General features: G+C 25.2%; 18 protein-coding genes. 7 read left to right on the top strand and 11 right to left on the bottom strand.

Features of this window, described 5'->3' with window-relative positions:
• Nucleotides 1-68: 68 nt before the first annotated feature.
• The 9 genes from BRSU_RS04865 to tyrS all read right to left on the bottom strand — a co-directional run bounded on the left by BRSU_RS04865 (nt 69) and on the right by tyrS (nt 12,967).
• On the bottom strand, nt 69-569 hold the full coding sequence (locus BRSU_RS04865; RefSeq protein WP_048594165.1) for a DUF2147 domain-containing protein: 501 nt from the start codon (nt 567-569) through the stop codon (nt 69-71).
• A 116-nt stretch (nt 570-685) separates the two neighbouring features.
• On the bottom strand, nt 686-2,347 hold the full coding sequence (locus BRSU_RS04860; RefSeq protein WP_157031452.1) for a phytoene desaturase family protein: 1,662 nt from the start codon (nt 2,345-2,347) through the stop codon (nt 686-688).
• 6 nt (nt 2,348-2,353) lie between these two features.
• A complete protein-coding gene (locus BRSU_RS15075; protein ID WP_425339085.1) occupies nt 2,354-2,512 on the bottom strand; it encodes a hypothetical protein in 159 nt (52 codons plus the stop codon).
• A gap of 230 nt (nt 2,513-2,742) precedes the next feature.
• Complete coding sequence (locus tag BRSU_RS04855) at nt 2,743-3,300, bottom strand: flavodoxin domain-containing protein (protein WP_048594163.1); 558 nt, start codon at nt 3,298-3,300, stop codon at nt 2,743-2,745.
• 152 nt (nt 3,301-3,452) lie between these two features.
• Nucleotides 3,453-4,487: an NADH:flavin oxidoreductase/NADH oxidase gene (locus BRSU_RS04850; protein ID WP_048594162.1), complete on the bottom strand. Its 1,035-nt coding sequence runs from the start codon at nt 4,485-4,487 to the stop codon at nt 3,453-3,455.
• A gap of 156 nt (nt 4,488-4,643) precedes the next feature.
• Nucleotides 4,644-7,271 carry an ankyrin repeat domain-containing protein gene (locus BRSU_RS04845; RefSeq protein WP_048594161.1) on the bottom strand — a complete coding sequence of 876 codons (2,628 nt, stop codon included), beginning with the start codon at nt 7,269-7,271 and terminating at the stop codon, nt 4,644-4,646.
• A 93-nt stretch (nt 7,272-7,364) separates the two neighbouring features.
• Nucleotides 7,365-8,771: an ankyrin repeat domain-containing protein gene (locus BRSU_RS04840; protein WP_048594160.1), complete on the bottom strand. Its 1,407-nt coding sequence runs from the start codon at nt 8,769-8,771 to the stop codon at nt 7,365-7,367.
• A 32-nt stretch (nt 8,772-8,803) separates the two neighbouring features.
• Complete coding sequence (locus BRSU_RS04835) at nt 8,804-11,743, bottom strand: LPS-assembly protein LptD (protein ID WP_048594159.1); 2,940 nt, start codon at nt 11,741-11,743, stop codon at nt 8,804-8,806.
• 27 nt (nt 11,744-11,770) lie between these two features.
• Entirely contained in the window at nt 11,771-12,967 is a 1,197-nt protein-coding gene (tyrS, locus tag BRSU_RS04830; RefSeq protein WP_048594158.1) for a tyrosine--tRNA ligase, read from the bottom strand.
• A 280-nt stretch (nt 12,968-13,247) separates the two neighbouring features.
• Between tyrS and BRSU_RS04825 the strand changes: the two genes are divergently transcribed.
• From BRSU_RS04825 to BRSU_RS04795, 7 genes are all read left to right on the top strand, one after another.
• Entirely contained in the window at nt 13,248-14,426 is a 1,179-nt protein-coding gene (locus BRSU_RS04825; protein WP_048594157.1) for a cyclic nucleotide-binding domain-containing protein, read from the top strand.
• 111 nt (nt 14,427-14,537) lie between these two features.
• A complete protein-coding gene (locus tag BRSU_RS04820) occupies nt 14,538-15,704 on the top strand; it encodes a cyclic nucleotide-binding domain-containing protein (RefSeq protein WP_048594156.1) in 1,167 nt (388 codons plus the stop codon).
• Between the two features lie 71 nt (nt 15,705-15,775).
• Nucleotides 15,776-16,936 carry a cyclic nucleotide-binding domain-containing protein gene (locus tag BRSU_RS04815; RefSeq protein WP_048594155.1) on the top strand — a complete coding sequence of 387 codons (1,161 nt, stop codon included), beginning with the start codon at nt 15,776-15,778 and terminating at the stop codon, nt 16,934-16,936.
• Between the two features lie 26 nt (nt 16,937-16,962).
• On the top strand, nt 16,963-18,120 hold the full coding sequence (locus BRSU_RS04810; protein WP_048594154.1) for a cyclic nucleotide-binding domain-containing protein: 1,158 nt from the start codon (nt 16,963-16,965) through the stop codon (nt 18,118-18,120).
• 68 nt (nt 18,121-18,188) lie between these two features.
• Nucleotides 18,189-19,343, top strand: a complete 1,155-nt coding sequence (locus BRSU_RS04805) for a cyclic nucleotide-binding domain-containing protein (RefSeq protein WP_048594153.1) — start codon at nt 18,189-18,191, stop codon at nt 19,341-19,343.
• A 49-nt stretch (nt 19,344-19,392) separates the two neighbouring features.
• Nucleotides 19,393-20,550, top strand: a complete 1,158-nt coding sequence (locus BRSU_RS04800) for a cyclic nucleotide-binding domain-containing protein (protein WP_048594152.1) — start codon at nt 19,393-19,395, stop codon at nt 20,548-20,550.
• Nucleotides 20,551-20,600: 50 nt separating this feature from the next.
• A complete protein-coding gene (locus BRSU_RS04795; protein ID WP_048594151.1) occupies nt 20,601-21,803 on the top strand; it encodes a cyclic nucleotide-binding domain-containing protein in 1,203 nt (400 codons plus the stop codon).
• On the opposite strand, the gene BRSU_RS04790 is transcribed toward BRSU_RS04795, so the two are convergent.
• Both BRSU_RS04790 and BRSU_RS04785 read right to left on the bottom strand, forming a co-directional pair.
• Nucleotides 21,800-22,522 (bottom strand): TlyA family RNA methyltransferase, encoded by a 723-nt coding sequence (locus BRSU_RS04790; protein WP_048594150.1) that lies wholly within the window; start codon nt 22,520-22,522, stop codon nt 21,800-21,802. The two genes, BRSU_RS04795 and BRSU_RS04790, sit on opposite strands and share 4 nt — an antisense overlap.
• Before the next feature lie 11 nt (nt 22,523-22,533).
• Nucleotides 22,534-24,045 (bottom strand): hypothetical protein, encoded by a 1,512-nt coding sequence (locus BRSU_RS04785; protein ID WP_048594149.1) that lies wholly within the window; start codon nt 24,043-24,045, stop codon nt 22,534-22,536.
• Nucleotides 24,046-24,157: the final 112 nt, after the last annotated feature.

Genomic DNA, 24,157 nt, shown 5'->3' with positions numbered 1-24,157 from the left:
TGCATTCTTTACTGTCAGTGTACAGCAATTACTATACACTGACTTAATATATTTTTAATTGAGTCTTTTTAATTAAGTTTTCTTAATTCGCTTTTATTTAATGGCATATATTTAGAAACTTCATTGCTAGGTACTTTTTTCCAAGTGAGAGTTTTACCAAAAAGTCCGGCTCCGTCTATAGTAGCTTTTATTTTTAACTCTTGTTTATTATCTGAAAGGCTTGCTTTGGCATTATATGTTTTGCCCTGTTCAGGATTATATATTTTACCGCCTTTCCATTCGCCTTTTGAAAACTCTAAATCATATAAATATACAAGTCCTTTTAAAGGCAAGTTTCTTAATTCTGCTTTAGGATTATTAACATCATTCACAGTATCAGTAGAATTCTGATAGGCAAATGAATAGGCATAGTATTTATTATTCTCTTTATAAATTTGAACTACAGAAACTCTATTTTTAGCATCAGCCTGACTGTACCATAATCCAACTATATCATCAGCATTTTGTGCGAAAGCCATTATGCTTGATATCATTGTAAAAATTAGTATTGTTATGATTTTATTTTTCATTTATATTTCTCCTTTTTATATTTTTATGTTTATATGTTTTCATTTTTTATAATATGTTTTCAAAATTCACAGTCTTACCATAATCAATATTAAATAAGACTGTGAAGATTCATTTATTACTTAAACAAGTTCATCAAAGCAGGAATCCAATGATGAGCAGTGCCTACAGCAGTTCCGAAAGCAGCACAAAGAAGTATTCTCAATACTATATAAGGCTTTATAGGGAACAATATATTTCTTGCTGCTAAATACCCGCTCATTATAGCACCTGTAAATCCTCCGCCAGGAAATCCCCAAGCACTAGCAAAGTGTAAATTCTTAACTGTAGGAGATACTCTCACAGAACGGCTTTTTTTCAAATAACCATCTTGAACGAATCCATAAGCTGTACCCTCTGGAGTTTTAATATATCTCTTTATTGTTTTTGGTGTAGCAACTTCATAATACTCAATATTATCTCTGAATCCCGGATAATGCTTTTCTGCCCTGTCTATCAATTTTTCTGCTAATTCTTTCTTTTTAGCTTTATAATCTTCATCGCTTAAATCTTTCCACTCATCTAAATATGAAGGCCCTGTCAATACAGCAAATGAACGTTCATCACCTTCTTCTACAAGTCCGCTGTCTATTGTAGAATAATCAACAAATACAAAGTTTCTATCTTCTACTGGTATGTTTCTTTGTCCTTTAGCATCTTCTTTAAATGGAGTATTCAACATTTTTTCTGTACTTATAAAAGTAGAGTATGCATTGTTAGGATAAAGCTCTGTAAATTTCTTCTTAAATATTATGTAAACTGTGTATAATGATACAGAGTTTTTAAGTTTATTTATTCTCTTATCCTCATATCCTTTTGGAAGAAGCTCATCATATACCACTTTAGGTGCAGCATTAGCTATTACATAATCAGCATTCACTGTAACTTCCTGTTTTGCTCTTTTGTCAAAGTAAGTAACACCTTCAGCAATATTTCCTTTTACATTTATTTTCTTAACTTCTGAAGAAACTCTCACCTCTCCGCCGTTTTCTCTTATTATATCAGCTAAAGCATTTGATAAGTTTTGACTTCCGCCTTTGATAAAACAAGCTTGATTATAGTATCCACCTTGAGCACAAGCATGATAATACCAAGTAAATTCATAAGGATTATCATGATAGTAAGTTATATTAATATTTAATATCCTTTTTAACTTATCACTTTTTATTATTGAATCCAAAACATTTCCAAGTTTCTTTTGAGTAAATAAATGATATAAATTCATTGGGAATGTTGTTATAGGATAAAATAGGAAATCAAAAAACTTCAAGTCATAAGGAAGTCTTCTTATCATATACATCATTCTTGAAAGCCCACCGAAATATTTTTTTATACCGCCTTTCTCCTCTGGGAATTCTTTTTCTAATGTATTCATAACATTCTGATAGCCTTCAGGTATAACTAAATCTGTAGACTCTGTTTTTATTCTCCAAGTTTGAGGTAATTTAACAAAATCAACTCTATCATAAATACCTAATTGTTTTAATATAGGATATTTTCCATCTCTGCTTTTTTTAGCCATATCCATTTCATGAAGACCTACTTCAAACTTAACATTTTTTCTTTTATATACTGTAGCACATCCTCCAACTATATTGTGACTTTCTAAAACTAAAACTTTCTTTCCTTTTTTTGCTAAATAAGCTCCAGAAGTTAATCCTCCTAATCCTGAACCTATTATTACTATATCGTATTTTTTATTGTTAGTCATATTTATATACTCCTTTATAATTGTTTTCATTCCTTATTATAAGCGTTTTTCTTTATTTTTGCTTATATATATAATATAACAAATACAAGTATAAATACAAGCGTTTTTTATGAAAAACGCGTATATATAGTTCGTTTTTTTAAAAAAAATTACAATTTTATAGTTATTTGTATTAAATGTAATATAAAATTGCATAGATATTTGATTTTATATAAAGATTTTTACATTATAATTACATTAAAAATAATAATATAGTTAAGAATTATAATATTTGGTATGATTCGTTTTAAATAATTAATATAAAACATTAATTATTTAAAATAAGAGAATTTAATGATTTATTTTGGATTAATATTTATTATATGATTAATAATTATTTAAAATACTTAATTTCAAAATAATATAATTACATTTAAATAAAAATATTATTTATTTTGAAGTTCTTTATTTTTATTTTTTATATCCAATACTATTTCTTCAACAGAAGTTTTATTGAGAAAATCTATTTTTTTTCCATAATTTTCTAATAAGGCTTTTTCATCTTCTGTTTTTACTGACTTAGCGGATATTATTCTTTTAAGCATATACATCATTAATGCATGATGAAGCTTCAATTTATCAAAATCTAGGCATCCTCTTAAAAAATAAAATTTCATATATTCTTTTTCATCAGAATTAAAATTTTTATTAACATAAGCATTATATAATTCTTTATCTGCAGGATCTCCAAGACCTACTATAATACAATATAAATTTTTTCTGCCTTTTAATTTTTTATAGAATTTTTTTATACCTTTAGCTGATGAAAGTTTACCAGCATACAGAGCACCGGCAAAAACTATAAAATCATAAGTATCTAAATTTTGAAAAGTTACATTATCAATACTATAAAGGTCTCCATGAACTTTATCAGCTATCCATTTAGCATAAGTTCTTGTAGTTCCATATTTACTTTTATAAAGCACAGCGATTTTATTTGACATATATTCAACCTATAAAAAATTAATATATAACATTATAATAAAAATAAATGATTTTGTCAAAGACAATATTTAATCAATAATTAAGATAATAAAAAGCCTGACTATGAATAAACATAATCAGACTTCAAATTAAATAAAAATATTAATGACTATTATCTTTTAGCTTGTTCATATTGTTTAGGGAATGGTACATCAATACCTAAAGTTCTAGCAGCCTGTAATGCCCAATATGGATTTCTTAATAATTCTCTTCCTATGTAGATAGCATCAGCAGCTCCATTTCTTACCATCATATTAGCCATTTTAGGATCGTATATAAGTCCTCCGCCTATACAAGGAACTTTCATATATTGTTTTAATTCACGGCAGAAAGGAATTTGATATCCTTCATAAGGAATAATTTTTCCGTCTGCAGTAACAGCACCTGTACTAACATTTATAGAATCGAATAAACCTTCTGCTTCTAATGGTTTTAACATATCTGCAAAATCTTTCACTGTATTTCCGCCTTCTCTCCAATCATAAGAAGATATTCTTATCTGTATAGGATAATCCTTACCTACTGCTTCTTTACCTTTTCTTAAAATCTCTTCTAAAATTTTAGCCCTGTTTTTACCATATTCATCAGTTCTCTTATTTGATAATGGAGATAAGAATGTAGAAATTAAATAACCATGAGCAGCATGAACTTCTATCATATCAAAACCTGCTTTTTTAGCTCTTACAAATGCTTTAACAAATGCATCAACAACTTCATTAATGTCATCTTTAGTCATTTCAACAGGTGTTCTATATTTATCGCTAAATGCTTCAGCTGTAGGAGCATAAATTTTATCAACTTTTGCAGATTCACATTTTCTTCCAGCATGGTTTATTTGTATACCGGCAGCAGCACCATTACTTTTAATAGCATTTACTAACTTAGATAAACCGTCAATATATTTATCATCCCATATACCTAAATCATTATCTGTAATAGAACTTACATAAGGAAGCACTCCTGTAGCTTCTACTATAACTAAACCTGTTCCTCCTATAGCTCTTGTAGCATAATGCTGAATATACCAATCATTAACATATCCATCATCTGCAGAATACATACACATTGGAGGCATTACTACACGGTTTTTTATTTCAAGATTACCTATTTTCAAAGGTGTAAAAAGATTACTTTTTTCTTGTTTCATAAAATAACTCCTAATTAAAATATTGAATATTTTTACTATATAGTGGTATGCAGTATATAGTAATTTTTATTATATTTCAATTTAATAATATGATTATATTATATTTAATTAAATGTGATTAAAAATAATAAAACATTTAAGATACGTTTTATACATTTATTTTTTTAATAGATCTGAAGCTATAAGCCCAGCATTATTTTTTATGTCAGTTTTTGCTCCTCTTTTTATTAGCAGTTCTATAGTTGAAGCATATCCTTTTTCATTAGCATAATGCAAAGGAGTGTTTCCATCATTATCCTGAGAATTAATGCTTAAAAAAGTATTTGATAAATAATATGATATAGCATTATCATTACCATACATAGCGGCAAAATGCATAACAGTTCTTCCGCTTAAAGATTTTTCCATAGTTAAGCTAGAATCTTTTTCAAGTAAAAAATGTATCATATCAGGATCAGAAAATGCTGATGCATAGAATAAACTGCAATAACCGTTATAATCTTTTTTTCTCATATCAGAACCATTTTCTATAAGCAAATTAACTGCATTGGTATTACCTTTAAATATCGCATATTGTAAAGGAGTTGTACCATTAAATAATACTTCTCCGCTAAAATTTCCACCTTTTATAGAATAAGTATTAGTGTAATTATTAAGAGGCATTTCTATATCTATAACATTACTATAACTTAAAAGTGCCTTCATCGCCTCTAATTGATCATAATTAATAGCATAAAGTAATGGAGTAAAACCTTCTTCATTTCTTGAATTTATATCTATACCGCTTGAAATAGCTTTTAAAATATCCTCAATATTACCATTATATATGGCATCAAATAAAGGCTTACTAGCTTCGTATATATGAGAATAATCATCAGAAACATCAGGTTCTACATGGTCATCATTCGCATCATCAAAAGTTTTATCATCACTATATTCATATATTAAATCATCAGCAAAATTATTAACTTGCTGCACTTTAATATCATCAAACATATTATCATTGTAGCGCATATTATAATATGAATTAGTTAATACTGAATTGTAATTTGTATCATCCATATTATCTAAATTTGTATTTCCATATAAATCATTATTTGATTTACTATTATTTAGCCTTTCATTGGTATAAAAATTACTATATGAACCATAATTTGTCATAATGTTATTAGTTATAATATTATTTGTATTATTACTTATAATACTTTCTATACTTTCAATACCATCACCATATAGTAAATCGGATGCGGTTTTTCCATCATAATTTCTTATAGTATAATCAGCACCTTTTAATAATAAAAATCTGTATGTATTACTATTATGATTTTTTACCGCAAAATGCAAAGGAGTATTACCGTCAATATTTTGTGCATTTATATTGATTGGAGTTCTATTCATAAGTGCAATCAAAGTATTAGTATTTCCTAATGCTGCAGCATTATGCAAAGGAGTATCACCATAAACATCAACAACCCTATAAGCATTGCTTGAATAATTTAGAATTGTGTCAATAGTTTCAGCACTTCCATAACTTGCTGCATACATCAAGGCATTATTTCCTAAACTGTCTTTTCTGTTTATATCCGCACCTAGTTTTAAAAGAGTATTTATTATATTAGTATTACCGTTAAATATAGCATACTGCAAAGGACTAGCATCACCCAAATATACATTGCCTACAGCTTCTATTCCATTAGTGCTTTCATCAAAATACACTTCTTCTGCTGGTAAAAAAGAAGTTTCTATATTGATAATATTTGTATTATTCATTCTATACTTAAGAAGCTCATTAACCATATCATCTTTACCAAGATGTATAGCATAAGTAAGAGGAGTTTCATAAGCTATAATTACAGAATTCATATTAAAATTAGAATACATCATTATATTTCTTAAAGCATTAGTGTCTGATGTTTGAATGGTTCTTGCAATAAACATATTTTCATCATCAGTATTTGTAAGTAAATTATCATCATTACTATTAGAGTTATCATCTAAATCAACAGCAGAACTTCCTCCTGATAAAATATATTCAGGCTTTACTCCATAATTATCACCTATATCTTTATTAGCTCCAAGTTTTATAAGAAGATTATATGCCTCTCTTTTTTTATAATAAGCAGCATAATATAAAGCAGTACATCCGTTTGAATCTCTATCATTTATATTTACATTAACATTTTTAATTAAAAAATTAATAGTTTCTAAATTATTAAGAGAAGCAGCATAATGAAGCCCGTTAATATTACCATTAGAAGTTTTATCATTAACTAATGTTCTGTCTTTTACAAGAAGCATTCTTATAATATTACCGTTTCCAAAACTGCATGCATATAAAAAAACAGGAGTTCCCTCATTGTCCCTAGCTTTAACATCAGCATTTTTATCTATAAGCTGCTTAACTATTCTTGCATTATTTTTGAATATAGCAAACATTAAAGGAGTAGCCCCTCCTATATTAAAGCTATCGCCTTCAACTTTATTTATATATGGATAATCTGCAAAATTATCAGGAAGTTTATATTCTATATTAACATCGCTATATTCAAGCAATACTCTTACAGCTTTTTCATTATTACATTCGATAGCATACAAAAGCGGAGTTAATCCTTTTTCATTTGTAGCATTCAAATCCATTTTATATCTTAAAAGATTTTTTAATTGTGATTCGTATTTATTTTCTTTTATAGCATCAAAAAATTCCTGCTCTTTTTCAGTAAGTGCGAATACATTAAAACTAATACTAAAAAGCAATATAATTAATAAAAATCCGTTTCTAATCATAACATCAATTTCCTAAATATATTTATTTTAATAAGTAAACATAATTACAAAATTATATAATAATAATTAATTAATAACAACAAAATTTATATTTTAATGTAAAACGTCAGCAGGCTTTAATCCTTCATTATTGGCTATGTTTTTATTAGCACCTAATCTCAAAAGTAAATTATAGGCTTCTTTTTTGTTGTTAGCTGCAGCATAATAAAGAGCAGTCCAACCATCATCATCTTTAGCATCAATATCAACTTTTAAATTTCTAACTAAATATTTGATATTATCTATATTATCATAAACAACAGCCATATGTAAAGGAGTTACATTATTTTTGGTTTTTGAATTAACAAGTTTTCTATTTTTAGATGCGATACTTCTCAGCATAGAAGTATTTCCAAAAGCAGCCGCATATAAAAATGTAGACCATCCTTCTTCATCTGTAGCATTCACATTGGCGCCTTTTTTTATAAGTTCATTAACTATTCTTGAATTGCCCTTGCTTTTAAATATAGCATAAATAAGAGGAGTTGCCTCACCTATATAAACTGCATCAGTAGAATCATCTCCTAAATGAGTAAAATAACCTTCAGGCAGTTTTGATTCTAAGTCAATATTCCTATTTGCTAGAAGTACATCAACAGATTTAAAACTATTATTCTTTATAGCTAAATGCAAAGCACTCAATCCATATCCATCTTTAGCATTAATATTCGCTCCTCTATTTATTAAAGCTCTGATATTTTTATAATCATCCTTTTCTATAGCTTTAAATAATTCAATATCAATATCTCTTAATTCATTAACTTCATCTTCAATCTTTCTAGTAAGCACAGTTTCAGGAAGCACATTATTATTATCAGCTATATTAGTATTCGCTCCTAATATAATAAGTAAGTTATATGTTTCCATACTCTTAGAATGTGCCGCATGATAAAGAGCAGTCCAGCCGTCTATATCTCTTGCATTAATATCAATATTAGAATTAGTGCATAAATACATTACAGTTTCAAGATTATTATAATCACAAGCTATATGCAAAGGGGTTACATTAAATTCAGTTTTACTATCAAGCAATGTACTATCTTTTTCAGCAATTAATGATATAGTATTCAAGTCTGAAAAAGCAGCAGCATACATAATACTATTCCAAGTTTTAAAATCCCTTGCTTTTAAATTAGCTCCATTCTCTATTAAAATTTTAGTTATTTCTCCAGCATTTTTATATATAGAATAAAGTAAAAGAGTAGCTCCTCCTAAATTATTAGGATAATCATCTGGAAGCTTTGAGTCGATATTTATATTTCCATTGCTTATAGCTGTTCTTATATATTCAGCATCATAATTATCTATAGCTTCATATAAATTTTCATAACTTACATTTAAATTATCATCTGATATCATTTCATTAGTTAATAAATCAGCTTCATTGGTATAAAATAGATAATCATTTTCTGCAAATAGAAATATATTAAAACAAAACATAATTATTAAAATTTTATTCATAAAAAATAACTCTCTATATAAATAATAATATACTATTGTGTAGTAGTAGCAGCACTATCTTGTAAATCAGTAATAGTACTATTAAGATTATACTCTTTCTTAGGCAATCCAACAGTAGGAAAGTCTGTAAGAGTAAATTCAATCCAAAATTCCTTATTCCAATAAACACCTTTTACAGATCCTGAAGTAATATCAGAAGGAAGTGTAGAAGGTCTTACAGCAAATGTAGCTTGAATCTGCCATCCATCCAATTCATGCCAAACACTAGCCTCTATAGATTTTAATTTAAATAGACTATCAGTTCTCTTTTTTGAATCCGAGAAATTAAATGAATCTATAATATCCCAGAAAGGATTGACCCAAGTTTGATTTTCTTTTTCGGCATAAGATTTTATATATCTGTATGCATTTTCATTTGCACTAGTAGTTGCTATTCTAAATTTCCATTGATTCAAAACCTGGAGTTCTATACCAAATGTAAATGCAGCTGTATTATATCTGTAATTGATAAAATCATGAGTAAAAGAAAAACCAAAATACAAATTAAAATCATTAACCACTCCATCAAAAAAAGGCTTTTTATTATTTTTTATCAAAATCCAATCTGTAATTTTACCTAAAGGTATTGGAAAGTGAAAATAAGCATTTATTCTATTTGCTGTTAAATTAGTACCTAATAAATTTCTAGTTATATCATAAGAAACATAAGATTGATTATATAAAAGTCTTGCTGAAGCACCTACTTCAGTTGTAAGCATTTTATTTGTAGAAAATTCAACTTGATAAGTTTTAGTTTCTGAATTATATGTAGGTATAAAATCATAACCTGTTGTTATAAATGTTTCCATATTAAGATTCAAATCAGGCAAATAAAATAAACTATATCCTGTTCCGCCCATAGAAAACCTAGTAGTGAAATTATGATTATTAAATTCTCCAAACTGTGCATTTTGATAATCGGTATCAATATATTTTTCTTTGAATCTATATCCTAAAGTATAAGTTGTATCCCATCTTATAGTAGGTTCAAAATATTGAGTAAAATTATAAGGTAATATACTATAAGGTAAAAACATAGAAAAATTCATTCCTGTTCCTATACCAAAATATGTATTATCTTTATCATAAATTAAATCTTCGGCTGTAGGAGATACACTATTTTGATATGCATATTCCATATTAACACTAGGTACAAATCTTATAAAATCATTAGTAAAAGTTCTTGATATATCGCCATATAAGTTAAGATTATCCCTTTCAGCAAGTTTATCATTTAATTGTGAGTCAAGTATAGGATTATTATAAAAAGCAATACCCTCAGAAGTTTTATAATTTATAGTATGATTATAATTAGCTCTTAAATTATAGTTAATATTGACATTTGGAAAGTAATAAGATGTTTCATCTCCAAATATAGAACTATAACTAGCTTCTACAGAAGGTAGAATAAGCTTATATGGTTTAGGCATATAGTAATCAAAATTAGTATTAACATCAACTGATATATTTCTAACAGCTTCTAAATTCCACTCAGCACCTACTTTTAAATTTAATCCGTAAATATTATTATTAAGATAAACAGAATTTTCAATATAAGTTTCAGGATAAGAATCTCCTATATCCTGCAAATTTCCTGTGAGAGAAGTAAAAAATGTTAATATATCAAACTGCCCCCTCTGATTATAAAAATCAGATCTGAAATATAAATCGCTATTTAAATTTAATTTACCTGTTATATAACTATTTATATTTTGACTATTATATAATTGAATGGTATGATCATATTGAAATTTATATCTTGGTACAAACTTTCCGCCTTCTCCAGAACCAAAATAGTTAACATACCTAGTACCAAATCCAACACTTGAAGTAATATAAGAATCAAATAAATAATATTGTCTTCCTAAAGCAAACATAGCATCAAGTGCTAAATTCTGATATTGACTTGTATATCTTATTTCATCTCCGATTAAAAAACCTAGTTTCTGATATGCATCAAATCTTATTTTATGCTGCACACCATATAAATTGAATATCTTATAATTCTGAATATAAACACCTTCTCTCAATGACTGACCAAAAGAAGATATTATACCTGTACCAAAATTGTTCTGTATAAATAATGGAAAATAAAATACAGGCTGTCTTCCTACCCTATAAATACTATTAAAGACCATCATCTTTTTAGTATCCCAAAGATAAACTCTGCTAGCTAAAAAGTCATGGGCTATTGGTGTAAGACGTGAAAAACTTACGCTGCTATTTTCAGCAAAAAAATCCTGATCATTAAATTTAATTATACGGCCTTCAACTGTAAAACTCATGAATTTTGTATTTCCGCCGAATAGAATTCCTTTTTTACTTTCTCTATTAAGCATAAACCATTCGCCTCTAAAAGTACTTCCTTCAGATGCTACAGTTAAATTTCCAGCAGCAAAAACTTCCCCTGTCTTTAAGCTGTAAACAACCTTATCCGCAGTCAATGTATTATTATACATTTTCATAGTTACATTACCATATAATGATATAAGTTCCTCTTCTGCTTCTTCTATTGTATATCTCTCCGCAAAATCAGCACCTATAAGCTCTACCTGAGCTCCGCCTCTATTTATGGTTGTTCTTGCTACTTCTCTTATTTGATCACTGCTTTTAATTACTTCTTGTTTTATATTTACCTGTCTTTCAATGATCCTTGCTCTTAAAGTGCTTTCAGTATCATAAGGGTAAATTTCTATATTATTAACTCTTGCATATTCCTGCAATACATAATATGGAGTAAAATTAACTAAATTAATGAATGACACAGGATTTCTCTTAGCATCGAATCTATTTATCTGCATTATTGCACTTTCGCCGATATTATTAGTTACAGCAGTATTATTTGTTGCAATAGTATTATCTGCATTAGTATCTTGAGCATATAAACATACATTAAATATTAATGTAAATAATAACAAGATAAAGATTCGCATTATATCCTCTAAAACTCAATCATTAATTTAAGAAAATTTAATTTTAAAGAAATTGCGTTTCCCTACTTTTAAAATACCCTCTTTTGAAATAACAGCATTTATATCATTTATCTTTTCATTATCTAATGTAACACTTCCTTGAGAAACAAGTCTTTTTAGATTAGACTTACTTTCTGATGACATACAAATTGATAATACATTTAAAATATTATCATCTTTATTAATAGTAACTTCTTCTATTTCATCTGGAAGTCCCTTAGAACTAAATATTCTTTTGAACTCTTCTTCAGCATTTAAAGCTTCTGCTTCTCCATGATATATTTTTACTATTTCTTTTGCTAATATACCTTTTATGTTTCTAGGATTTTCTCCATTTTCCATAGCTTTAACATAATTCTTTATATCATCTAGAGGTATATCTGTAAGTAGTTCCATATATTTAGATATTAAACTATCTGGTATGCTCATAGCTTTACCATACATATCTTTAGGACTATCATATATTCCAATATAGTTTCCAAGAGATTTACTCATCTTCTCAACACCATCTAAACCTTCCAACAAAGGTACAGTAATAACTGCCTGAGGAGATAAACCATATTCCTTCATTAAAGTTCTTCCTACAAGCAAATTAAATTTCTGGTCATTTCCTCCAAGCTCAACATCACATTCTAAAGAAACTGAATCATATCCCTGTGCTAACGGATACAAAAATTCCATAATACTTATAGGCTGTCCATTTTTATATCTCTTAGAAAAATCATCTCTCTCTATCATCTGAGCTACAGTATATCTTGAAGTAAGTCCAAGTACATCTGCAAAACTCATTTTTTCAAGCCATTTAGAATTAAATTCAACTATAGTTTTTTCCGGATCTAATATTTTAAAAACCTGCTGTTTATAAGTCTCTGCATTTTTCAAAACATCTTCCAAAGTAAGTCTTGGTCTTGTTTTGGTCTTTCCAGAAGGATCTCCTATTCTTCCTGTAAAATCTCCTATCAAAAATATAACTTTATGACCCAATAATTGAAAATGTCTCATCTTTCTTAAAAGTACAGTATGCCCTAAATGTATATCAGGTGCTGTAGGATCGAATCCAGCCTTTACAGTTAATTGCTTTCCGCTTTTTAATTTTTCTTTTATTTCTTCTAATCCAATAACTTCACTTATTCCTCTTGTGATTAATTCTATGGATTCTTCAATACTGTATTTTTTATCTTCCATTTTAATATCCCTTTAACAAAAAATTATTATAAACAAAAATATAATTATAGTAGGATATTAATAATAATGTAAATTTCAATTAAAGTCAAATAAAGAATTTTTATTATGTTAAGAAATATAAGTATTATATTATATAAAATTATACTTTTTATAAGTATAATATTACAATATTATAATGTTTTATATTTTTATAAATTCACATTAATAAAAATAATTAATATCTTGTTATATGCAGATTATAAAGTATAATATCTATATATAAAATTTATAGGTATTAATTATGATTGATTTTAATATAGTTGAATTTAAAAAAGATTCCGCAATATTTGTTGCCGGAGAAAATGCAAGAAATGTATTTTACATCATTAAAGAAGGTATTATAATAGAAAAAAACTATGTTGTAGAAAATACTAATTTTGAATTTTCACAAGGAGATATAATAGGTATGGTTTCCGCTGTACTTTCGGAGCCTTACTACTCAACTGCAATTGCTGTAACTGATGTGCAATTAGTAGAAATACATGTAAAAGATATATACAATATAGAAGATACAAAAATAATAGAAAAAATATATAAGTATTTAATAAAATTTATGGAAATATGGTTAGGAAAATATTTCTTTAAATTGTCAGAATCTTTAAATGTAGGAAGCTATAAAGAAAATAATGCTCTAGAAATAGCAAATATTTATAATGATAATGGATATAAATCTGCTGCTCTTTATATATATAAAAAGATAATAGAAATTTTTCCAAATGAAGATCATACAGAAATAAACGAAAAAATACATGATATAGAAACTAATTATAATATAAAACCACCTTTAGAAATAAGTTATAATCTATATGAATATAAAAACGGTACATGCATATTTTCTGAATTAGAAAATAATACAAACCTATATGTAATAAGAGATGGAAAAGTTGGTATATATAGTGTATTTGATGGAAAAATTATCACTAGAATAATATTTAAAAGCGGAAATATCATAGGATATAAACCTATACTTGGAAATAAATTATTACTTACAACTTGTATAGTATTAGAAGATACAATATTACAGGTAATAAACAAAGAAGATTTTTTAAGACTAGCTTCTAACAATACAAAACTTCAATATCATCTTGTAAATATAATGGCGAGAAGAACATACAATACAATAATAAAAAGTTATAGCATTACTATGAAAAGCCCTATAGGAAAATTTTATAGTATGGTATATTCATTTGTTAAAACAGAATTGCTATTTGATAAGAATATTGATTTTTTAGAGCTGCCATACACTATTAATGATATATGCTCTATGGTTGGTATAGAAAATACTAATTATATAAAATCTGAAATGAATAAAACAAAAGTGATATTATTCTCTAGTCAGGAAAAAATAATAATTCCAAATATAGATTTTTTTTTCAAAGAGTATGAAATGTACAGAAAGAGAAATTCAAATATATCTTAATAATTCTATTATTAGAAAAATTTTTAAAAACTGAAATATTGACATAACATTATTTTATAATATAATACTCCGCTGTGATATATACTAATTATAAAGTATAATAGGATTTTTATGGAAAAATATGATATAATTAAATTCAATAAAAATGACATTATTATTAAATCCGGCGAAAATCCTTCAAAATATTTTTACATATTAATGAATGGTAAAGCTACATCATATTATGATTTTTATAAAGAGTATAAACATAAAAGTAAAAAAGGAAGCTTAATAGGATTAATATCAGCTATTATAGAAGAACCATATTTTTCAACTGTTGAGATAGAAGAAGATTCAGAACTTATAAGAATAAATATTGAAAGCATTATAAACATAAAAGATGAAAATTTACTTACAAAAATGTACAGCTATTTATATTTTATATTAGAAACTTGGTTAAGTAAGTATTACACTATATTAGCTGTCAATAAAGTAGATTTGTATAATAAAGATGATATTATAACTATGGCAAATATTTATAAAACTAATGGTTATATAGATGCTAGTTATAAATTATGCCTAAAATATATTGAACTTTTCCCTGAAAACAATGATATAAATAAAATAAAAGACTTTATGAATAATATAGAAAATAAAAAATCTACTAAAGAATTAGAACATATAGAAAATAATATATATAAATTTCCTAAAGGATATTGTATATATACAGAAATATATTCAAGTGATAATATATATATAATTCAGTCAGGTAAAGTTGGTATATACAGTATAGTTAATTCCAAACAGATAATTAGAAATATTTATACAGATGGATATATTGTAAATGGATATAACCCTACATTAGAATATAAGCCATTATTAACAACAGCTATAGTTCTTGAAGATTCTATAATAAATATAATCAATAAAGATCAATTAATAGAAATGATATATAATAATAAAGAATCAAGAATTAATTTTGTAAAAATGGTGGCTATAAAAGTAAATAATGCTGTTTTAAAAGTTAAAGCTATTAAAAAAGATAAATTAAATATTAAATTAATCATTATTATATATTCTGTACTAAAAATGGAAACTTTATACCATAAGGATATAACAAAATTAAAATTATTTTATACTATAGAAGATATAAAAAATATGCTCAATCTTGATAGTGATGATAAAGAAATATGTAATGAATTAAAAAATATTAAATATATAAAATTAGATAATAAATCTAATATTACAGTAACAAATATAGAGAATTATTTTAAAGAATATAAAAACTATATAGTATAACCTTTTATAGTTGACATAATTTTTCTAAGTATTATAATTTTTAAGTAAATAATATTAAAGAATATATATTTATGGAAAAATACAGATTAGTAAAATATACAAAAGGTAGCATTATATTAAAATATTCCCAAGAGGCTAGAGACTGTTTTTATATAATTTCAAAAGGAAGTGTTAGAGCTCATAACGACTTCTATGATAATTCACACACATATAAAATGGGACATATTATAGGATTAATAGCTTCTATAACAAAAGAACCTTATTATTCCACAATAGAAGCAGCAGAAGATGTAGAGTTATGGGAAATAAAAGTAGAAAACATAAATAGAATTAATAATAAGCATTTAATAAATAGAATATCAACTCATTTATCATCTATACTAGAAATATGGCTAAGTAAATATTATAGCATGATAATAAAGAACAAATTAGATTTATACAATAAAGAAGAGATATTGATTATGGCATCTATTTACAAATATAATGGATTTATAGATGCTAGTTATAAATTATGCTCATCATATATAAATTTATTCAGTAAAGATTATAATGATGATCATTTAAATAATATTAGAAACTTTATGAAAAACTTAACTAAGTCAAAGGAACCTGAACTAATAGAAAATAATTCTTATAAAATGTATAAAGGCTATTGTATATACACTGAATTAGAAACAACAAACCGTATTTATTATATAAAATCAGGAAAAGTTGGAATATATAATATAGCAGATTCTGATTATATTACTAGAATAATATATCCAGAACAATGCATTATTGATTCTTATGCCCCAAATCTTGAGTATAAAACTTTATTCACAACCGCTATAGTATTGGAAGATTCTGTCATAGATATTATGACCAAAGAGGAATTAATAAAAATGATATATAATGATACAGAATTAAGATTCAAAATAGTAAAAATGACAGCTATGAAGGTTATAAGTACAATATTAAAAATGAAAGCTATAAAAAGAACAGAATTAAGAGATAAATTAATAGTTTTAATATATTCTGTTTTAAAAATAGAAACTTTATTTTGTGAACAAATATATATTAAATTATATTATAAAATAAAAGATCTGAAAAATATGATCCATGATGATACAGATATTAATGATATACGGGAAACACTAACAAATATAGATTATGTAGAATTTGATTGTCTTGATAATATTATAGTTACAGATTCAAATAAATATTTTGAAGAATATAAAAATTACACAATATAAAATAAAATTTTAATAGAAAAAATACTATGGAACAGCAATATAACAAAGTAACAATAAAAAAATCAACAATTATTTTTCAATATAAAGAGCCGGCTAAAGACTATTTTTATATAATATTAAAAGGAAAAGTTATAGCATATAATGTATTTTATCAAAATTATGATATAAATTATAGAGAAGGAGATATTATAGGTCTTATCTCTTCAATAATCAATGAACCATATTACTCTACAATAGAAAGTCTTGAAGATATAGAAGTATTAAAGATATCGGTACAAGATTTGACTAAAATAGATAATTATAATCTTATAAATAAAATATCAAATTATTTATCTTCAATATTTGAAACTTGGCTAAGTAAGTACTATTCATTAATTACAAACAATAAAGTTAATTTATATAATAAAGAAGATATAGTAACAATGGCAAATATTTATAAAAATAGAGGCTTTACAGATGCAAGCTATAAAATATGTAATGGATGTATAAAATTATTTAAAGATGATATTCATATAAATGAAGCCAAGAAATTAATCATAAATACAAGGCCAATAGAAAAACCAACACGTATAGAAGAAAATGTTTACAGTGTAAAAAAAGGATATTGTCTATATACAGAAATAGAACCTAGCAGCTACACATATATAATAAGATCAGGAAAAGTAGGTATTTATAGTATAATAGACTCTAAAGCTGTAGTAAGATCAATTTACTCATCTAATTATATCATAAATTATTATAAACCTGTTTTGGACTATAAACCTCTTTTTACAACTGCCATAGTATTGGAAGATTCTGTAATAGAAATCATAGAAAAAGACCTTATGAACAATATTATAAATAGAAATAATAAATTTATTAATAGTTATATAAAATCTACAGCAGCAAAAATTAATAACATAATATTAAAGATTAAAGCATTATCTGCAAAAGAATTAAATGAAAAATTAATAATACTAATATATTCATTTATCAAAATGGATACTCTATTTGAAAAAAATAAAAATGTACGATTATACTATTCTATAAACGATATAAAAAATATTTTAAATATAGATACGCCGAATAATGAAATATTTCAACTTTTAGAACAAATGAAATATATGAGAATAGATAAATCAGAAAACATTACAATAAATAATTATGAGAATTTTTTCAGAGAATATGAAAACTACATAATGTAATTATTTTTTAGTTGACATAATTATTATATATAGTATAATATTTTTATTAATAGTGTTAGAATATATGTATGTACAATAATATTACAGAAAGATTTGATAAATCTTCAATATTATTTAATAATGGAGAATCACCAAAAGATTACTTCTATATAATTACTAAAGGTAAAGTTATATCCTATAATAATTTTTATGAAAATTATAAAATATCACTTAAAGAAGGTGGTATAATAGGGCTTATATCTGCTATAATAAAAGAACCATACTATCTCACAACTAAAGCTTTAGAAGATGTTGAAGTATTAAAAATCAATATAAATAATATTGCCCAAATTACAAATAAAGAATTAGTTAATAGAGTATCAAATTATTTATCATATATGCTTGAAACTTGGCTTAGTAAATATTATAGTCTAGTTATAAAAAATAAAGTTGATTTATATAATAAAGAAGATATATTAATTATGGCTAGTATATATAAAAATAATAATTTTATAGATGCTAGTTATAAAATATGTATTAAATATTTAGAATTATGTAAAGATGAATGTAATACAGAAAAAGTAGAACAATTTCTAAAATATCTGAGACCTAAAAAGAAACCTGAACTTATATCTGAAAATACATACAAGATAAAAAAAGGATATTGCTTATATACAGAGATATATTCTAGTAATTATGTTTATATAATAAAATCAGGAAGAGTAGGAATATATAATATTATTAATAAAAAGCAAACTGTAAGACTTATATATCCTGAAGGCTACATAATAAATGGATATCCACCATCTTTAGAATATAAACCTTTATTAACTACTGCTATAGTAATTGAAGATTCAGTAATAGAAATATTGAAAAAAGAAGATCTAATAATTGCAGCAAATAAAAATGAAGAACTAAGAATTGCCCTAATACTTGTAACAGCAGTAAAGGTTAATAATGTCACTCTAAAAATAAAAGCAGTAAAAGAAAAAGAACTAAAAAATAAATTAATTATTATATTATATTCTATAATAAAAATAGAAGTTTTATTTAAGAAAGAAGAAGTAATTAAATTACCGTATAAAATAAAAGATATTATAGACATGATAGATTTGGATAATGATTTAAAAGAAATATATACAGAAATTGAAAATATTAAATATGTAGAATTAGATACATTTAAAAATATTATAGTTAATAATACAGAATGTTTTTTGGAAGAATACGAAAAATATACAAGATAATGATTGTATAAAATATTACAATATAATAAAAAATTAGTTTTATAAAAGTATGAATAATTACAAAACTATTAAATTCTCTAAATCCTCTTTTATATATGAGGAAGGAAATTTCCCAAAAGATTCATTTTATATAATAACAAAAGGTAAAGTAATATCTTATGCAATAAACTCTAATAATTATAATAAAGAATATAATATAGGCCATATTATAGGATTGGTTAATCTGGCGGCAGGAGAACCATATTCTGTAACTATGGAAGCTTTAGAAGATGTTGAAGTTTTGGAATTGACTTTATCTGAGATAAACAATATTACAAATAATGATTTAATAAAAACAATATACAATTATTTTAATAATACATTAGAAACTTGGTTATCTCGTTATTATATAAATTTAGTAAAAAATAAATTAGATCTATATTACAAAGAAAATATATTTACAATGGCAGATATATATCTAAAAAATGATTTTCCTGATGTGGCCTATAGATTATATGAAGACTATATAGAAACATTAGAAGATAAAAACGATATAGAATACGCTAAAAAAGAATTATTAAAACTCAAGCCTGCTAATAATCCAAGTACATTCACATCAAATATACTTTTATATAAAAAAGGAAGCTGTTTATATACAGAATTTAAATCAAGTAATTATTTATATATAATATTATCTGGAAGAGTAGGAATATACAATGTTATAAATGGAAAACTTTTTCTAAAAGATATATACAAAAAAAATTATGTTCTTGATGGATATGAACCAAAATTAGAATATAAACCTTTATTAACTTCAGCTGTTGCTTTGGAAACATCTTATATAAAAGTAGTAACTAAAGAAGAATTTATAGAAATGATAATAAAAGATAAGCAGCTTAGAAGCTATCATGTAAAAATGATGTCAATGAAAGTAATAAACATATTGTCTAGAATAAGATCAATAGAAGAAAATAATACTATTTTGAAATTATTTATACTAATATCATCCTTGCTTAAAATAGAAACTTTATTTGAAGATATAAACACAACTGTATTATCATATACTATTTATGATATACAAAACTCAATAAATTTAGAAATAAATGATATCATTAATAATTTAAAAAAAATGAAATCATTAGAAATTATAAATGATAAATACATAAGAGTGAAAAATATCAATGATTTTTTTACAGAATATCATGAATATCAAAAAAATAGTTATTGACATCCCCTATAAATGTATTACAATATTTACAAACAATATAGGGATTATTTATGTTAAATTACAAAACTATCAATTTTAATAAATCTGCCACAATATTTATAGAAGGGCAAGAACCAAAATATACTTTTTATATAATAAAAAAAGGAAGAGTAGTAGTATATAGTTATTTTGCTGATAATTACACTGTAGAATATAAAGAAGGTGAAATAATAGGATTATTCAATGCTGTTTTGAATGAACCTTACTTTTCTACAGTAAAAGCATTGGAGGATACAGAAGTAATAGAAATGAATATTAATGAAATAGAAAAAATAGATACTATAAGCCTTATAAATAAAATATATGATTATCTTATGATTAATATAGAAAGATGGCTTAACAGATACTATTACTTTTTACATAAAGAAAACAATCCATATTATAGCAGACATGGCAAGTCTAAAAATCTTGATATTATAAAAATGTGCAAAATATATCTTGATAATGGCTTTACAGATGCATCGTATAAATTATACAAGCAATATATTGAACTTAATCCTAATGATGAGGAAAGAAAAGAAGAGCTTAATAATTTATACAAAAATCTAAAACCAATAGAAGAACCTGAAAATATAGAAGCAAATATATACAAATATAAAAAAGGATATTGTTTATATACAGAACTTCAAAGTAAAGATAATCTATATGTAATAAAATATGGAAAAATCGGAGTATATAATATATTTGATTATAAACAAGTAACTAGAAGAGTATTAGCTACAGATGATGTACTTAACGGATATGCTCCTATTTCAAAAAATAATAAATATCTTTCAACTACAGCAATAGTTTTGGAAGATTCTATTGTACAATTAATAAAAAAAGAAGATGCTATGAATTTGGTGCAGTCTGACAGAACTCTTAGATTATACTTTGTAAAAATGATGAGTATGAGAGTATACAGCACTATTTCAAGAATAAGATCTTTTAATGCAAACAAAATAGTAAGTAAATTTGTAATAATAATAGAAGCATTAATAAAAACAGAACTACTATTTAAAAGCATAAATAAAATAAAATTTCAATACAATATAAATGATATTTGTTCTATGATTGGAGTTGAATACAAAAAAGGCATAGAATCTGAAATATTAAAAATCAAATCATTAGATATATCAGATGAAGGATATTTAATGGTTAATGATGTAGAAAGTTTCTATAAAGAATATGAAATATATAAACAAAGAAATACTCATAAAATAGAAACTGATTAAATAATAAAATGAGCCAAATATTCTATATTACCTTTAGCCCCTTTTATAGGTGAAACCGTTCTGTTTAGTTCTTTAAATCCTATTTCTACTATCCTTGAAATAGCATTGTTTAATATTTTTTCTCTAAGTGTATCGTCTCTTATTATACCGCCTTTAGATACATCACCCTTTTCAGCTTCAAATTGAGGTTTTATTAAAGTTACCCAAAATTCCAAATCATTTAACTCTTTGAATATAATAGGTGCTATTTTTGATATTGATATAAAAGAAACGTCGCTTACTACTACAGAAGGAATTTCATCATTAAACATTTCTCTTTTTATATCTTTGGCATTAAAATCTTCTATAGACACTACCCTATCATCATTACGAAGTTTATAAACTAGCTGATTATGTCCTACATCAAGAGCATAAACTTTTTTAGCACCATATTTAAGCAAACAATCTGTAAAGCCTCCAGTAGAAGCCCCAATATCTAAACATATTTTATTTTCTACAGATATATCAAACTCTAAAAATGCTTTTTCTAACTTCTCTCCGGCCCTTGATACATATTTTATATTCTGAACAACTTCTATATTGTCTGTACCTTTTATCTTATAAGACTTAGAAGTTACCTTTACTCCATTAACAAAAACACAACCAGCTAATATTATATCCTGTGCTTTAGATCTGCTTTCAGTATAGCCTTCACCATGCACATACTCATCTAATCTCATCTATAAAAGTATTATAACCCAAGAAAAGATTTTATTATAGATAGAGAATTTTTTTCTTTATCTCTTGTATTTACTTTCAAAAGCATTTGAGTATGATTATTCTCTAATATATTTGAAGTTAGATGAACTGATTCAAAAGTTTCAGTATATTCATCTCCAATACCATATAATGATAAATTAGAATTAAACTCCAAATAAAGAGCTATAGTATTATTTTTAGCTATTTCAACTTTATCAGACGATAATGTTGTAGCTGGTTTTTCACCATTAATTATTGAGTCTATAACATTAGAATTATCAGAAATATATAATATAGAATCTTTTATATAGCATAAATGACCACCGATTGTGTAAATATCATCAGTAACATCTTCAGCAAATGCCTGTAATATTACTTTAACTGCATCAGTGTCAGTTATAGAAGCAGAAATCAATAAAGCAGGAGATTCATCCGTATCGGCATTAGGATCATCCCAAACAGATACAAATATGTCTCCGCCAAAAAGTTCTATAAATTTATAAGCATCTATTCCATTTTCTTCAAGAGCTTTTAATTCTTCTTTGAGAGGAAGACCATTCATATCTCCCATAATATTTTTAAGATAACTAGATAACTCTTTACTATTAAAAGCTAATGATAAGAATCCGTAATTATTTTCGCCATCAACAAATGAATATATATTATCAGCTAATTCCTTTTTTAATAATAAACTGTCATAAGGATAATTAGGAGTATAACTATCAAGAAGTACTTGAGCATCTCCATTATTGAAATTTATTTTTGTAGTAATGATAGCATCTTTATATGCTTCTTTAGGTATTCCTTCATAGCTTCTGCCGAATAAAAATTTTGCAAAATCAGAATTCTCATCAGCTAATAAAGATAAATTAGCCCAAACATAGGAATCATTAGTTTCATTTTCTAAAGCTAAAAACTTTTCATCTTCTAAAGGAGTATTATTAATAAATACATAATTAGCTATATTAGTAATATCATCTTTATTCAATTCTTCATTATACCAATAATTATCTTTAAGTTTTAATGTAACAGAAAATATTTCTTTATTCCAGGAAATCAAATTATATTCATCTAATGCTAAATATCTATAAGCAGCATTTTCAGCAACAGTAACTAATTTATCTTCCTGACTTGCCATTTTAATCATAAGCTTATCTAGCTCAGTAATATCTTTAACATCGAAAAGTAATGTCATTTGCTGATAGCCATTGAAAAATACGATTCTTGAAGTTTTAGAAAAATCTATATAATCATTCAATCTATTAGTCATAACTTCAGCAACAAAATTATCGTCTCTGTATTCTAAATATCTGTCAGCATATTGCTGCATAAAAAATTTATTGAAGATATCTTGTAAATTTATTTCTCCCTTTTCTGCCATAGTTCCGGCATTAATAGAAAAAACACTATCAACATTATTGGGTATATATTTTTTATCTACAGCATAAGTTAAAGTGCTTAATGTCAATAAAAATAATAAGATCAAGGATACTACTCTATTCATTAACTATCTCCTTAAAATGAGTTACAAAAAAGAATATATTTTATATTATATTAGACTATAATTAAAAGTCAAGTATTTATTTACATACAATATTTCATATATAAAAAATAAT

The sequence above is a fragment of the Brachyspira suanatina genome (assembly GCF_001049755.1).
GTDB classification, from domain to species: Bacteria; Spirochaetota; Brachyspiria; order Brachyspirales; family Brachyspiraceae; genus Brachyspira; species Brachyspira suanatina.
Note: the sequence above shows the minus strand (reverse complement) of the source record. Positions and strands in the feature narration are given on the sequence as shown.